Below are 13413 nucleotides of genomic sequence, written 5' to 3'. Positions count from 1 at the left end.
CAAGGATCGGGGCCGGTGCGCGCTGCGTCCGTGCTCGGCGAACTGATGGTCCGCGCCAACGCGTCCCATCGCGCCGAAAGCGACTTCGCGTCCGCGCTCGCCACGATCCAGCGCGCCCTGCCGCCCGGCGTGCATCTCCAGACCTGCATCGCCTGCGCCTTCTCGGACTGCTTCCCGGCCCCGGCCGCAGTGCGCGGACTCTCCTGCGGCCTCGCATGCCTCCGGGGCGCGAAGGACGCCTACCGAGGGGCGGCCGGTGAGGGCGATGTCCGGGACCTGTGGGACCGGCGCACCGGGTTCGTCCAGGAGATCTGGAGCTGCCGCGAGTTCGAGCCCCGCCCGGAACAGGGAGCCGGTACGGGCCACCGGGGCGCCTTCCCGCTGGAACTCGTCTGATCGTCCGGCCCGGCCGTATCCCGTGCCGGGTCCGTCGGCCGGGCCCTGGGCTCAGTCCCGCCCGGGCCGGGTGGACGGTGTGGTCGCGTGCCAGTCGCCGGTGGCGTCGATGTTGGAGGTGGCGCTGCGCGCCGCGCGAACGGGATCACCGGCGCGCAGGGCGTCGAGCAGCTCCTCGTGCCCCCGGGGGTCCGCGCCGTCGAAGCCCTGGTCCTCCCAGTGGGCCGCCATGGAGCGGCGCAGGGCCGGGCCGAGGGCGGCGTACAGGTTGTTCAGCAGGCTGTTGCCGCCGCTGGCGGCGACAGCCTGGTGGAAGGTGTGATCGGCCTCGATCCAGGCGTCGCGGTCGCGCTGCCGCCAGGCGGTGGCGCGCCGGGTCAGCAGCGCGTCGAGGCAGTCCAGTGCCTCGGGCGTGATGCGGGCGGCGGCCAGCCGGGCGGCCTGGGCGTCCAGCCCCTGGCGGACTTCGAGGACCTCGTCCAGCTCGCTGTCGAGGCGCTGGATGGCGCCGGACAGCTCGTTGGTGGCGCGCACATAGGTGCCGTCGCCCTGCCGTGCCTGCAACAGCCCCGCGTGGATGAGCGCGCGCGTGGCCTCGCGGAGCGTCCCCCGCGCGACGCCGAGCTGTTCGATGAGCGCCGTCTCGGTCGGGATGCGGGCACCCATCGGCCATCTGCCCGAGGTGATCTCGTCACGCAGTCGCTGGATGACGTCGTCGACCAGCACCGAGCGGCGGACGGAGGGGAGAGCCACGGCGGGTCCTTCCTGGTCGAGTGAGCGGGCCCGAGCGGGGTGAGCGGGTGCGGAGACCATCGTACCTCTAAAGGTTGGACGTTAAAGGTCAGACGTTTTATGTTTCTGCCATGCCGCTCATTCGCCGCCCCCCGAACACCGTCCCCCACCCGAACGCCGCCCTCCGCCCGGACGCAAGCTCCCGCCCGGCCCCCGCCCCGCGGATGTCCCGTGCCGCAACGGCCTGGCTGACCGCCGTCGGCATCGTCCTGATCGCACTTAACCTGCGGCTCGGCATCAGCAGCACGTCCGCGCTGCTGGAGCAACTCCGGGCCCAGCTGGGATTCGGGCCCTTCGTCGCCTCCCTGGTCCCGACGCTGCCGACGCTGTGCTTCGCGGCGGTCGGTGCGACCAGTGCCATGCTGGCCCGGCGCGTGGGCACCGAGCGTGCTGTCCTGCTGGCCCTGGCGGTGCTGTCCGTGGGGCTCGCCGTGCGCGCGGTGCCCGGGACCGGGGCGCTGCTGGCCGGCACGCTGCTGGGCGCGGCGGGACTGGCCCTGTGCAACGTCCTGCTGCCCGCGGTGGTCAAGGCACACTTCCCCGACCGTGTCGCCCTGCTGACCGGGGTGTACACCACCACGATGGCGCTCGGCTCGGCCGTCGCCGCGGCTGCCGCGGTCCCGGTCGCCGATCTGGCGGGGAACCCCTCGCTGGGGCTGGCGGCCTGGGCCCTGCCCGCCGTGCTCGCCCTGGTGGTGTGGGGGCTGCGGCCGGGATCCTGGAGGTCCGCCGCATGGCGTGCGGACGGCGGTACGGTCTCGGCCTGGAGCGCCGGACGCACCCGCTTCGGGCTCCTGGTGACCGCGTTCTTCGCACTGCAGTCCCTCAACAGCTACGCGGTCATCGGCTGGCTGCCGACCGTCCTGTCCGACCACGGGATGAGTTCCGACCGGGCAGGCGTCATGCTCGGCCTGGCGCTGATCGTGGGGGTCCCCTCGACCTTCGCGCTGATGCCGCTCACCAGGACGGCCGCGCGGCTGCGCCTGGCGTTCGTCATGGTCGGCGCCGCGCTGATGGCCGGCTGTCTCGGCCTGCTCTGCGCCCCGTTGGCCCTGCCCGTGCTCTGGGCCGTACTGACCGGCTTCGGTCTCGGGGCGTTTCCGCTGGTCCTGGCCATCATCGGGGCGAGCGGCCGGAGCGCGCAGGAGACCGCCGCGCTGTCGACCTTCTCCCAGAGCACCGGCTATCTCCTCGCCTCAGTGGGCCCCTTGGGCATCGGGCTGCTGCGCTCGGCCACCGGCGGCTGGGCGCTGCCCCTGGCCGTACTGCTCGCGCTCGCCGCGCTCCAGCTGTTCGTCGGACTGCGCCTGACCCGTACCGCACCGCAGGACCGGTAGACGGCAGCGGGGCCACCCCGTCCTACGAGGTGGCCCCGGTGGTGCGACGCGTCCGGACCGGTATGGTCAGGAGGCGCTGCGCGCGAGTGAAGCCGCGAAGCCGTACTGTCACAGGTAGTTGACCTGGCTGCGCTCGTTCGCATTGGGGTACGGGTTGGTGCAGGACGGGCCGGGACCGCCGCCCGACATCAGCTCGCTGCACGGGCCGGAGTAGTGGCCCGTCTCCTGCCCGAAGCAGACGGGCAGCGGCCCCTCCCGAAACGCGTACTGCCGCTCACCTGCCCCCTTTCCTGACACGGCCTTGGGACTGGCGAACTCTCATGTTGAGGTGTCGTGTGTTCGCGCTCGAAGGCTCCTGGTGCCGGCGTTGCCGACCAGGGATCTAGCGAAGCTGTTGGTTGGGACATCCCGCGTGCGCGGGGGCGCACTCAACCGCTCAACTCTTTGCGTTGCTCCGGCGGCGCCAGGCGGCAGCAGCACAACGTCCACCGCACGGACCGGCCCTCACGGTTGTCTGATCGGGAACGCTGTACTGGAGCGGGTGATCGGGGACCGGGAGGTGATGGCCGGGCAGCTCGCCCGCCTGGACGACGAAGGCTCCCTCGCGACCGCCGGTGCGCAGGTCGCCGGGTACGTGGCCGCGGCTGCCGTACTGGGCGGTCTCGGCGTGGCCCTGCTCGCGTTCACGCGCCGTCGCCGACGCCACATGTAGCCCGGACATCGCAGCACAACGACCGGCGGGGCAACACCCCCGGCGGCGTCCAGGCGGAGCCGGCCGACCACGGGCCCGGCCGCTCTCGCGGCGGGCTGACCCACCAAGCTGTACCTGGCCTCGTCGACGAGGCCCCGCAGCGCGGTGCCGTGCTCGCGGAACGCGGGCTACGTGAAGCACTCCAGGATCAGCGGCAGGTCCTCCAGCCACTCCTGGAGGCGGGCCCGCCTGCGAGCGGCGAGCAGGCACCGGTGGGCGGTGCCGTCGTGGAGGCGTACGGTGACCCCGAGGTGTTTGGGGCTCTCGGCAACGTACTCGACGGCGCTGATCTCGGCCCAGGTGAACTGCGACTTGCCGGCCACCGAGGAGAGCGCCACACCCGTGGCGTCGATCAGGAGGGACGCCTTCGGGTCGGCCGCCAGGAAAGCGAGGTCGGTGTCGGCCGACGCGTCGCTCACGGGGGCGGCCTCGGTCGGGGCCTGGTGCAGCGGGACGGCGCCGGACGGTGCGTGGGAAGGCGGCGGGGGCAGCGCCACCGTGGGGGAGTACGTCGCGGTGTCCGGCACGAACAGGTCCAACAGACCTTCTGGCGTGGGCCGTTGGTCCGGGTCCTTGGCGAGGCACAATGCCAGGACCGGCCGCAGACCGTCCGGCACCGCGGTCAGATCCGGCGGCTCGTGCACCGACCGGTACATCATGCCCATCGGCGTGCCCGCGCCGAACGCGCTGCCGCCCGCCGCCGCGACGAGCACGGCCCCCAGCGCGAACACATCCGCGGCGCCGCCGACTTCCTGCCCCTGCGCCTGCTCGGGCGACAGGAACCCCGGCGTTCCGAAGGCCATACCGGTGGCCGTCAGGCGGGTCGACTCCAGCGCCCGCGCGATTCCGAAGTCCAGGACCCGCGGGCCGTCCGCGGCCATGATGATGTTCCCGGGCTTCAGATCACGGTGCACCAGGCCGCAGCCGTGGATCGCCGCCAGTGCCTCGGCGAGCGCCGCGCCCAGCTGCCGCAGCCGCGCCTCGTCCATCGACCCCTCGGCGTCGAGCAGCGCGGCGAGCGTGGGCCCGGGAACGTACGCCGTGGCCAGCCAGGGCGCTGCCGCCGCCGGGTCCGCGTCCACCACCGGGGCCGTGTGGAAGCCGCCCACACTGCGCGCGGCCGCGACCTCGGCGCGGAACCGCTCCCGGAAGTGCGGGTCGGCCGCGAGCTCCGGACGTGCCACCTTGACGGCCACCGCACGCCCGCCGCGCGAACGCGCCAGGTACACGGTGCCCATCCCGCCGGCCCCCAACTCCCGCTCCACGGCGTACCCGCCGATACGATCCGGCAGGCCCGCACCGTCCGCTCCGTGCCCCATGCGCTGTGTGCCTCCCCCTGTGCTCGGCGCCCCAGTATGACTCGGGCAACCCCCTCGTACGGCACGGGTCCGGGTCGGTCCGGGTACGCCGGTCAGTCCCGGGCGGCGGCGGGACGACCGCCCCCGCACGGGCGGGAGCGACGGTTGCCCTGTGACGGGACCTTCACGGCCATGTCCCGACTCTGTGCCATCCGGCGTTCGGCCGAAAATCGATGGTTAGCCTGGCGGCGCTCAAGGTGTCCCTGGGGGACGTCGGAACAGTAGGACGGAAGTGGGAACAGACATGGGCGGTCGTGACGGGCACGTGGTGTCGCGCAGGCAGATACTCAGGCTGGCCGGGACAGGGCTGGGGCTGGCCGTGTTCGGGGCCGGGGTCGTGGGGTGCGGCCCCGAGGAGGAAGCGGACCTTTCGGGTGGCAGTTCCAAGCCGGGCGGGGGCAGGAGTGGTGGCAGTTTCACCACCCCGCCGCCGGGTACCGCGCCCAAGCCGCTGTGGCAGGCGGCCGCCGCGAACACCAGCCTGTCCGGCCTCGACGCGCTCGCGGTGATCGGGGACCTGGCCCTGGTGTCGGGCGACCCGCTGGTGGGACGGGACATGGCCACCGGCAAGGAGAAGTGGTCGCGACGCGGTGTCACCACGCCCGGCGCCAAACTCCTCGTCGGCGGCGGCACGCTCTACCTCGCCAGTGCCGAGTACGACGGTGACGTGGTGGGACTGGATCCGGCCACGGGCAAGGAGACCTGGCGCAGCCGCCTGGGCAAGCAGTACGAGCAGCCGCGCCCGATCGCGGCCGACGACCGCCATGTGTACGTCCTCGCCGGCATCCTGGAGGAGGACTTCACGACGCCGAACAACGTCATCGCCGCCATCGACACCACGTCCGGCAAGATCGCCTGGCGCGAGCAGCGCGACGCGGGCACCGAGGAGTTCGGCATCACCGCCGCAGCCGTCGACGGGCGCCTGATCTACACGGACTACCGGGAGAACGTGACCGTCCGCGACACGGCGACCGGCCGACAGCTGTGGACGAAGAAGATCAGCCGGTCCAACAACCGCCGCTTCGCCGTGCACGAGGATCTGGTGATCGTGGCGGACGCCCGGCGGCTGCGGGCGTTCGACCTGGCCGGCGGCAAGGAGCGCTGGTCGCTCCGGACGGAGGAGTTCAGCACGTTCAACGACCCGCACGTCCTGGACGGGGTGCTCTACGCGTCCGACAGCGTGCGCGGCATGTGGGCGGTGGACCCCGCCACGGGCAAGCAGATCTGGCACAACGAGGACCTGCTGGATTCGGCGACGCAGGCGTGGCAGTTCGTCAAGGTGAACGGCACCCTGTACGGCGCGACCGAGTTCGACGAGGACGGCGGTGTGCACGCCTTCGACGCGGCGACCGGGAAGCTGCGCTGGACCTACAACGACAACACCGGCGACATCCAGCAGTGGTACGTGGCGGCGGCGGGCGACCGGCTGGCCGTGATGCACGGGAAGCGGCTCTACGCGCTCCCCGCCGTGTGATCCGGACGCCCGGTCGCGCGACGGGACCTCGATCGGCGGCCGGGCGCCGCAGTTCGTCGCGATGCGTGTGCGGGCTCGCGGTTCCCTGTGTGAGCTCGCGAGGCTCGCACCGGCCCGGCCGGCCGGACCCGGGCAGGATCCATATCCATGCCTTCAGCCGGCCGGCCCAGGACTCCGGATAGCGCTGCTCGGCGATGCCGGCGGTGGACTTCGCGGCGCGCCGGTAGTGCTCGTGGGCCCCGGCCGTGTCGCCGGCCTTCTCCAGCAGATGCGCCCGTACGGACAGCAGCCGGTGGTGCCCGGCGTCCAGCGGCACCAGGTCGCCGGTCGCCGTCGTACGCGCCTCCCGGCGGGGGTGGGTCAGCAGCATCAGTGCGAGCAGGCCGGTCACCTCGCCGTCCTCGGGCAGCTGCGCGTACACCATCCTGGCCGGCCGGATCGCCTCGTGTGCGAGGGCGGCGCGGTGCAGCTCGCTGCCGGAGGAGGCGGTGCAGCCCTCGTTGAATATCAGGTAGAGCACTTCCGCCGTCGACGGCCAAGGAGCCCTACTCGTCTTCCCAGGCCATCGAGCTCATCCGCCAGCCGGTGGGCGTCCGTACGAACTGGGTGGTCTTGCGGCCGGAGCCCTCGAACCTCTCGCCGTCGCGGACACCGGACTTCCGGTACTCGCTGAACCGGTGCGCGATGGACCCGTACACCTCGGTCCGTTCGGCGACCTCCCATTCGGAGAACTCGGTCAGCGTCCCGTCGGTGAGCATCTTCTCCCGGGGCTCGATGAATGAGTCGAGGTCGTGGACCACGGGCTCGTCGCCGATGTTCGCGATGATCGTCCCTTGCGGAATGAACACCTCACGGACGACGTCGAGGTTCGGCCGACCGTTGTCGGTGTTGGCGAACGCGCCGAGGAAGGAGTGCATCAGCCGGTCGAGTTCGGCCTTGACGTCGGAAACGGGCACTTCTTCTTCGGGTGCTCCTCCCACGGGCACTTCTCCCGCGGGCGCCTTCCGCACGGCCGGCCACTCGTCGGAGAGGACCGACCAGACCTCGATGTCGTGTCGCACGCCCCGGTACGCGGTGTGCTGCCGCAGCACACCGTCACGGGTCATCCCGAGCCGGCGCGCGACCTCGATGCTGCGGGTGTTGCCCGCCGCGACCCACCATTCGACCCGGCTCATCCCGCGCTCCGCGAAGGCCCAGTCGATCAACACCCGGCACGCCCGGGTCACCAGCCCTCGGCCTTCCCCGGCGGGCTCCAGCCAGCAGCCGACCTCACACACTCCGGAGGTGCTGTCGAAACGGGTGAACATGACGCCGCCGACCAGTGTGCCGTCCAGCCAGATCCCGTAGATCCGGGCGCTGTCCGCGGCCTGTTTGTCGGCGTAACGCTGGAGCACGGCCGTGGCGGAGGCGAGGTCGGTGCTGAACGTCGCCCAGGGTATCCAAGGGTCCACATAGCGCCGTGAGCGGTCGATATGGGTGAGGAACTCCTGCGCGTGCCGGGGCTCCAGAGGGCGGAGCTGAGCAGTGTCGCCGAGCGGCAGTGTGAACACGGATACCTCGTCCCTGGGGTGCGTAACAAGCGTTCGGTACGTAAGGTAGCAGCATGCCACCCGCACCTGGAGACCGTGAAGCCCGCCGTGACGACGTGTCCCGGGCGGTGTGGCAGGTACTCGCCGACAAGGGATTCGGCGGGCTGACCCTGCGCGCCGTCGCAGCCGGGATGGGCGTCTCGACCGGGATGCTCATGCACTACTTCCCGGCCAAGCGGGCCTTGATCGCGCATGCCCTGGACCTGCTGGAGAAGCGCACCGCGGAACGTCCGCGCCGTGAGCGTCCCGCCGGGGGCCTCGCCACCGTGCGAGCCATGCTGCTGGACATCCTGCCGCTGGCCCCGGACGACACCGCCCGCAACCGCATCTGGGTCAGCTCCTGGGATCTGGCCCTCGCCGACGACGGGCTGGCCGCGGACCAGGCCGACCGCTACACCCGGATGCGCTCGACGCTCCGCCCGCACTTCGAAGCCGCGCGCGGCCTGGGCGAGCTTCCCCCCGCCGCCGACCCGGAACAACTCGCCGCCACCGCGGTCGCGTTCACCCATGGACTCGTCGTCCAGGCCCTCTTCGACCCCGGCCGGTTCCCCGAGGACGTGCAGACCGCCATGCTCGACGACTTCCTCGCCTCGATCGCGCTGCCCGAAGCCCCGGACGCATCGAAGCCGTGAGGGGCCCGGCCCGCATCCGTACGCTCATTGCCCTCGTTGCCCCCATCGTGCGAACGGGCCGTCGAGGGCGGCCCATTGGAGCAGCATGATGGTCTTGGCATCGGCGATCGTGCCGTTGCGGATCCGGTCGAGTGCCTCGTCGAAGGGGAGTTCCACGGTGGTGATGTCCTCGCCCTCGGCGGCGATTCCGCCGGCGCCGGTGCCGACGGGGGCGCCGGCCGTGTCGTAGGGGGCGGCGAAGAAGTGCAGGCGCTCGGTGACCGAGCCGGGACTCATATAGACGTCGAAGACGTGCTCGACGGCGCCGACGGTGTGTCCGGTCTCTTCGGCGGCCTCCCGGCGGATCGCCTCTTCCGGGCTGTCGCCGTCCAGGAGCCCGGCAGCGGTTTCGAGCAGCATCCCGTCGGGGTGTTCGTTGACATAGGCGGGGAGGCGGAACTGACGGGTCAGCAGCACCGTGCGCCGGTCGGTGTTGTGGAGCAGGATGGTTGCCCCGTCACCGCGGTCGTAGGTCTCGCGCTGCTCGCGGCTCCAGTGTCCGTCGGTGTGCCGGTAGTCGAAGGTGGTCTTCCGCAGGACGTACCAGTCGCTGGAGAGCAGCTCCACCTCGCGGATCCGCACGCGCGGGTTGCCGGTGAGGTCGCGGCCGTGCTGGTCCAGGCCGGTGCGACCGCGCCGGTCGGGGGTATCGATGCCGGCGGTCATCGGGCGGCCGGAACGGCGGCGAGGCCGGTGTAGACCTCCTTGCCCTGAGCCAGGGCCTGGGCGACCATCCGGTCCGCCCCCTCGGAGGGGCCGCCGATCCGCAGGACCGCGTCGCAGCGGGAGAGCAGCCGCTCGGCGACGGGGTGGAAGATCTCCTGGAAGAGCGCGTCACCGGGGCCGGTGCTGCCGGCCGTCTCCAGGAGCGGCAGGGCGAGGGCTTCGCCGGTGACCGGCAGGTGCCCGGCCCGGAACAGGACGAGCGCGGCTTCGTTCATCGCCCGTACGTTGGCTGCGAGTTGGCGGGGGTCGTCGTTGGTGCCCGACCGGTAGGGGCCCGCGACGAGAATCATCAGTGCGCGTGGCGCGTTGGTCATGAGCGTTCACTCCTCGGGGATGGGCTGGTCAGACCAGAAGGCTGTCGACACCCGCGTCCCGCAGGGCGTCCAGGGTCTCCGGGCCGCTGGGATGTGTGGCGGCGTCCTCGGCCGCCTTGTCGGTGACGAAGCGGTGTACCGCGTCGAGGGGTGCGACCCGGCTGAACGCGCGCACTCCCAGCTTGGTCGCGTCCGCCACCGCGATCGTGCGGGTGGCCCGGGTGAGTCCGACCTGCTTGACGGCCGCGTCGTCCAGTGAGAACTCCGACCAGCCGTGCTCGGCGTGCACACCGCCGATGGACATCACGAAGCAGTCGAACGCCAGGGACTCCAGGGTGCGCAGCGCCAGCGGGCCGACGAGGGAGCGTTCGGCGGGACGGGAGCGGCCCCCCACGACCAGCAGGTCGATCCCGGGCCGGTCGGCCAGGCTCGACGCCGCCTGCAGGCTGAGCACGGCGACGGTCAGCGGGGCTCGGGCGGCCAGGTGCTCGGCGACGTGCACGGTGGTGGTCCCCGCGTCGAGCAGCACCCGCGATCCCGGCTCCACCAGCGCGGCCACGGCCGCACCGAGGCGGTCCTTGGTGGCCGCCTGCCACGGCTCCCGCGCGGAGAATCCCGCGTCCTCGTCGCGCGGGCGGGTGGCAACGGCGCCGCCGTGCACCCTCCGCACCAGGCCCTGACGCTCCAGCGCGTCAAGGTCCCTGCGCACGGTCATCTCCGAGACGCCCAGGCGATGGGAGAGCTCCGACACGGAAACCCGGTCGGAGCCCTGCACCAATCGCAGGGTCAGGTCCAAACGATTGGCGACACCCATGCCTCAATTTCTACCATGCTTCAGTTTGAATGAACATTCTAATGTGAGAAATGTTGTGATGGGATACGGGATACCCACCGGCGTCCACGGCAGGTGGGCGGCGGATCGCGATGTAACCGGGCACGGGGCAGGGGGCCATGACGAACGCGCGCGACACCCACTTGACGGCGTCCGGTGCTCCGTTGCTGATGACGCGCGCCCTGACCCGGGAGTCCGCGAGGGCCCGACAGTCCCTCGCCGGCGGTCAGTGGCGTCCCGCGCCGACGGACGCCGAGGCGGCGGCGGCCGTCCTGGACCGCCTCACCGCCCCGCTTCCACCCCGGAGGGACGCGAGGGCGCGGACATCGGCCACGGATCGGGACCGACGGCTCCAACGCATCCTGCGCACCACCCTCCACCACCTCGACGCGGGTATCGTCAGCCCGCCCGCGGCCGCCCTGCTGGCCGCCGTCGCTCGCGCCTTCCTGCCCTGGCACGCCGTTCCCAACCCCCCGTCCGCGGCGGCGGCCCCGAGATACGGGGCGGTGGCCAGGACAGCGGAGGGCGTGGCGGTTCCGCCGACCGAAGCGGGCGAGGCCCTGCTCCCCGGCCTGATCGCACTGTTCACCACCCTGGCCGCGGTGAGCCCGCCCGGGACCTCTCCGCTCACTCCGCCGGTCGAGCTGTGGCAGGTCCAGTACACAGGCCGATTCCGGCGCCACGGCAGACCCGCCCCCGGTGTGTGGACGGCCGAGACCGTCGGCTGCCCGGAGTGCGGGGGTACGACCGGACCGTGGACGGTGACCTGCGACTGGCGGGTGGTCACGCTGGGCTGCCGGTGCGGGGCCGCGACCCACGAGCACGGCCTCGCCTTCTCCGAGGTCTGGCTCCTCCTGCCGGACGAGTGACGGGGCGTCGACGCCGTCGGCCGGTCACGGGCGAACCGACGCTCCAGCCGAGGAGACCGGCGTCCTCCTCACCGCCTGATCAGTTGTCGAGGTCGTCGTCGCGCAGTTTCCGCCAGAGGCGGCTGCGGTGCAGTGCGTAGAGGGCGATGAGCAGGAACACCGCCTGCAGCCCCACGGCGAGCAGCCAGAAGACGTCCCTGCTCTCCAACTCATTGGTCAGGTAGGTGAAGTTCATGCCGAAGAAACCGGTAAGGAAGGTCAGTGGCAGGAAGATCGTCGACACGATCGCCAGCCGGTTGATCACGCTGTTCTGCTCGCCGGACACCAGGGAGGAGTAACTGGCGAAGGCGCGGCGGGCGGCGTTCTGGAGAGACTCGATGTCCGTGAGCACCAACCTCGCGGTGTGCTGGTAGTCGCGAGCGAGCTTCTGGCGTTCCTCGGGGAAGCCGGGGTTCATCATCCGGCGCGTGAAGGTCTCGTCCGCCACCTGGAGGTAGGGCAGGAGCGCGTGGTGCAGGAGCGCCCCGCGCCGCCGCAGCCGTGCCAGACGGTAGACATGTTGTGGGACCCGGTGCCGGAACATCTCGTCCTCCAGGTCCTCCACCTCCAGCAGGGCCTGCACGGCGGATCCGCGGAAGGTGTCCAGGGCCTCTTCGAGCAGCAGGAACAGCATGGCCACGGTGTCGGGGGGTCTTTCGTGCGGCAGCCTGGCGGTGAGGCTCCCGATCGTTCCGGCCGGTCCTCGGTGCACCGTGATCAGGTACCGCTCGGTCACGAAGGCATGGATATGCGTGATCCGGGCCGCCTGGACCGCGGGCACGACGAACGCGGCGCTGTCCCCGAGGAACTCGACCCGCGCGGATTCGCCTTCCTTGCCGAGCCACGCCACGTCCTCGGCCTCCAGCCCGAGCAGGTGGGCGACCGGCTGTTCGTCGGATGGTTTCTCCTCGGGCAGCTCGATGTCCACGAGCAGGAAACGGGATGCCGCCAGACGCTCACGTGCCTCCGACACATGGGTGCGGGTGACGGTCCCTCCCGGCATCGACACCATCGATACGATCATCGTCCCTCGCCATGGGTCACTGGGGTCATCCGCGGCCACCGCGCACGCCTCGGTACGCGGAGCCGGGACCGTATGCGGATCCATTTTCACGGCGGGAAGCGCGCCGGGCCGGACGTACGCGCCGACCGCGAGGATGACACGGACCACGCATTCGAGCAGTTGCCCGGTCAGGAGGCCGATGGCGTGGACCACACGGTGTGGTGGGTGCGCTCCGGGCCGTGGCCAGGAGCACACCCGCTCCCGTGTCAGACCACGACGAGACGGTTGGGGGCCGAGCCCCGGCCGAGGTTGCGGAACAGCTTCTTGATGTCCTCCGGGGCGAGCTTGATGCAGCCCGCGGACTTGTAGTCGCCCACGCCGTCCCAGCGCCGGCTCTCGGTGCTGCCCTGCCCTCCGCTGAGGGTCATCTCGCTGTGGATGAAGAGTTCCGTACGCGTGGTCCGGCCGTTCTTGCACGTCTTGTTGCTCAGGGGGATGGCGTGGCCCTTGATGAAGTTGCCGTTGTAGCGGGTCTGGCGGGCACCGACGGTGTAGGTGCCGGCGGGCAGCCATCCCTTGCCCGAGGCACACTCGTCGCGTCCCTTGGCGTGGTTGCGGCCGAGGCCGGAGCCGGCGCGGAAGACGGCCTCCGTCTTGTTGTTGCGTACCACCATCAGACGGGAGTTCTGGGGGTCACCGGTGTTCCGTACGAACTTCAGGGTGGTGACGGCGGCAGCGGCAGCCGGCCGGCCGCCGGCCGCGGGAGCGGCCTGACCGCTCGGGGCGGTGGCGGCGGCAACGGTCATCAGGGCCATGGCACTCAGGCCGATGGCAGCGGCACGGACACGCAGGGGAGAGCTTGCGGACATGGGTGATTGCTCCTTCGAGGGTTGATGAATCGGCACGCCCCGGGAGTCCGGGGCGTGCTTCCCGGCTCCATCGGTCCCGGGGCGAGCCGCCGGGACCGTGAGGTGCGGGGCGTCGTGGACCAACCATGAGGCTGCGGGGACGCGGCACGGAACGCCTGGCAGCCATGCGCCGATGGGCGATCATGCATGCACTCATGCAGCGGTCCGGCCTGCGCTTATGCGTGCCAGGTGAATATCGGAGGCCGCACCGACGGCGTCGCTCCCGGCCGTTGGCGCCCCGGCCGCCGCCACCGGTGCCGGAAGCACCGCCGGGCCGGCCGGGCACAGCCCCACCGGTCGCACGCCGAGCGGCTGCCGGCAGTGCGGCGGGGGGCTCCGGAACAGCCCGGCTCC

Annotated in this window: 13 protein-coding genes and 3 pseudogenes; 6 read left to right on the top strand and 10 right to left on the bottom strand. The window is 71.7% G+C overall.

Annotated features, from left to right (window positions below; translation table 11 throughout):
• Nucleotides 1-63: 63 nt before the first annotated feature.
• Nucleotides 64-396 (top strand): annotated as a pseudogene (locus tag ABZY11_RS16625) (hypothetical protein); the annotation flags it as partial.
• A gap of 51 nt (nt 397-447) precedes the next feature.
• On the opposite strand, the gene ABZY11_RS16620 reads toward ABZY11_RS16625, so the two are convergent.
• A complete protein-coding gene (locus tag ABZY11_RS16620) occupies nt 448-1149 on the bottom strand; it encodes an FCD domain-containing protein (protein ID WP_356479821.1) in 702 nt (233 codons plus the stop codon).
• A gap of 110 nt (nt 1150-1259) precedes the next feature.
• Here ABZY11_RS16620 and ABZY11_RS16615 point away from each other — a divergent pair, with 110 nt between their 5' ends.
• A complete protein-coding gene (locus tag ABZY11_RS16615; RefSeq protein WP_356479820.1) occupies nt 1260-2525 on the top strand; it encodes an MFS transporter in 1266 nt (421 codons plus the stop codon).
• Nucleotides 2526-2633: 108 nt separating this feature from the next.
• On the opposite strand, the pseudogene ABZY11_RS16610 reads toward ABZY11_RS16615, so the two are convergent.
• A pseudogene (locus tag ABZY11_RS16610) lies at nt 2634-2741 on the bottom strand (snapalysin family zinc-dependent metalloprotease); the annotation flags it as partial.
• A 325-nt stretch (nt 2742-3066) separates the two neighbouring features.
• Here ABZY11_RS16610 and ABZY11_RS16605 point away from each other — a divergent pair.
• On the top strand, nt 3067-3237 hold the full coding sequence (locus tag ABZY11_RS16605; protein WP_356479819.1) for a hypothetical protein: 171 nt from the start codon (nt 3067-3069) through the stop codon (nt 3235-3237).
• A 167-nt stretch (nt 3238-3404) separates the two neighbouring features.
• Here ABZY11_RS16605 and ABZY11_RS16600 read toward each other — a convergent pair whose 3' ends face one another.
• Nucleotides 3405-4595 (bottom strand): serine/threonine-protein kinase, encoded by a 1191-nt coding sequence (locus ABZY11_RS16600; protein WP_356479818.1) that lies wholly within the window; start codon nt 4593-4595, stop codon nt 3405-3407.
• A gap of 283 nt (nt 4596-4878) precedes the next feature.
• Here ABZY11_RS16600 and ABZY11_RS16595 point away from each other — a divergent pair, with 283 nt between their 5' ends.
• Entirely contained in the window at nt 4879-6108 is a 1230-nt protein-coding gene (locus ABZY11_RS16595; protein ID WP_356479817.1) for a PQQ-binding-like beta-propeller repeat protein, read from the top strand.
• Nucleotides 6109-6271: 163 nt separating this feature from the next.
• Here ABZY11_RS16595 and ABZY11_RS16590 read toward each other — a convergent pair.
• Both ABZY11_RS16590 and ABZY11_RS16585 read right to left on the bottom strand, forming a co-directional pair.
• Nucleotides 6272-6628 (bottom strand): annotated as a pseudogene (locus ABZY11_RS16590) (DUF6596 domain-containing protein); the annotation flags it as partial.
• Nucleotides 6629-6653: 25 nt separating this feature from the next.
• Nucleotides 6654-7658, bottom strand: coding sequence for a GNAT family protein (locus ABZY11_RS16585; protein WP_356479816.1), 1005 nt, complete (start codon nt 7656-7658; stop codon nt 6654-6656).
• A gap of 53 nt (nt 7659-7711) precedes the next feature.
• Between ABZY11_RS16585 and ABZY11_RS16580 the strand changes: the two genes are divergently transcribed.
• Nucleotides 7712-8329, top strand: coding sequence for a TetR/AcrR family transcriptional regulator (locus ABZY11_RS16580; RefSeq protein WP_356479815.1), 618 nt, complete (start codon nt 7712-7714; stop codon nt 8327-8329).
• Between the two features lie 24 nt (nt 8330-8353).
• Here the strand turns inward: ABZY11_RS16580 and ABZY11_RS16575 are convergent, their stop codons facing one another.
• Genes ABZY11_RS16575 through ABZY11_RS16565 form a run of 3 tightly spaced genes read right to left on the bottom strand, consistent with a single transcriptional unit; the run spans nt 8354 to nt 10222 of the window.
• Entirely contained in the window at nt 8354-9034 is a 681-nt protein-coding gene (locus ABZY11_RS16575; protein WP_356479814.1) for an NUDIX domain-containing protein, read from the bottom strand.
• Nucleotides 9031-9408, bottom strand: a complete 378-nt coding sequence (locus tag ABZY11_RS16570) for a DUF4406 domain-containing protein (RefSeq protein WP_356479813.1) — start codon at nt 9406-9408, stop codon at nt 9031-9033. The genes ABZY11_RS16575 and ABZY11_RS16570 overlap by 4 nt, the downstream gene beginning before the upstream one ends.
• A gap of 28 nt (nt 9409-9436) precedes the next feature.
• The gene (locus tag ABZY11_RS16565; RefSeq protein WP_356479812.1) at nt 9437-10222 is read right to left on the bottom strand and encodes a DeoR/GlpR family DNA-binding transcription regulator; all 786 of its coding nucleotides are present in this window, start codon (nt 10220-10222) and stop codon (nt 9437-9439) included.
• Nucleotides 10223-10359: 137 nt separating this feature from the next.
• On the opposite strand from ABZY11_RS16565, the gene ABZY11_RS16560 reads away from it, so the two are divergent.
• Nucleotides 10360-11109, top strand: coding sequence for a hypothetical protein (locus tag ABZY11_RS16560; protein ID WP_356479811.1), 750 nt, complete (start codon nt 10360-10362; stop codon nt 11107-11109).
• Nucleotides 11110-11188: 79 nt separating this feature from the next.
• On the opposite strand, the gene ABZY11_RS16555 is transcribed toward ABZY11_RS16560, so the two are convergent.
• The gene (locus ABZY11_RS16555; protein ID WP_356479810.1) at nt 11189-12172 is read right to left on the bottom strand and encodes a CorA family divalent cation transporter; all 984 of its coding nucleotides are present in this window, start codon (nt 12170-12172) and stop codon (nt 11189-11191) included.
• Nucleotides 12173-12417: 245 nt separating this feature from the next.
• On the bottom strand, nt 12418-13020 hold the full coding sequence (locus ABZY11_RS16550; protein WP_356479809.1) for a L,D-transpeptidase: 603 nt from the start codon (nt 13018-13020) through the stop codon (nt 12418-12420).
• Nucleotides 13021-13413 lie beyond the last annotated feature (393 nt).

This window comes from Streptomyces sp. NPDC006510 (genome assembly GCF_040611955.1).
Taxonomy (GTDB): domain Bacteria; phylum Actinomycetota; class Actinomycetes; order Streptomycetales; family Streptomycetaceae; genus Streptomyces.
The sequence above is the reverse complement of the archived record's forward strand: the minus strand, read 5'-3'. Positions and strand labels throughout refer to the sequence as shown.

What these genes read in the sequence shown, in the direction of transcription:
- ABZY11_RS16555 (WP_356479810.1), bottom strand. Translation starts at nt 12,172, where the DNA reads ATGATCGTATCGATGGTGTCGATGCCGGGAGGGACCGTCACCCGCACC.
- ABZY11_RS16565 (WP_356479812.1), bottom strand. Translation starts at nt 10,222, where the DNA reads ATGGGTGTCGCCAATCGTTTGGACCTGACCCTGCGATTGGTGCAGGGC.
- ABZY11_RS16560 (WP_356479811.1), top strand. Translation starts at nt 10,360, where the DNA reads ATGACGAACGCGCGCGACACCCACTTGACGGCGTCCGGTGCTCCGTTG.
- ABZY11_RS16570 (WP_356479813.1), bottom strand. Translation starts at nt 9,408, where the DNA reads ATGACCAACGCGCCACGCGCACTGATGATTCTCGTCGCGGGCCCCTAC.
- ABZY11_RS16575 (WP_356479814.1), bottom strand. Translation starts at nt 9,034, where the DNA reads ATGACCGCCGGCATCGATACCCCCGACCGGCGCGGTCGCACCGGCCTG.
- ABZY11_RS16550 (WP_356479809.1), bottom strand. Translation starts at nt 13,020, where the DNA reads ATGTCCGCAAGCTCTCCCCTGCGTGTCCGTGCCGCTGCCATCGGCCTG.
- ABZY11_RS16600 (WP_356479818.1), bottom strand. Translation starts at nt 4,595, where the DNA reads ATGGGGCACGGAGCGGACGGTGCGGGCCTGCCGGATCGTATCGGCGGG.
- ABZY11_RS16580 (WP_356479815.1), top strand. Translation starts at nt 7,712, where the DNA reads ATGCCACCCGCACCTGGAGACCGTGAAGCCCGCCGTGACGACGTGTCC.
- ABZY11_RS16595 (WP_356479817.1), top strand. Translation starts at nt 4,879, where the DNA reads ATGGGCGGTCGTGACGGGCACGTGGTGTCGCGCAGGCAGATACTCAGG.
- ABZY11_RS16615 (WP_356479820.1), top strand. Translation starts at nt 1,260, where the DNA reads ATGCCGCTCATTCGCCGCCCCCCGAACACCGTCCCCCACCCGAACGCC.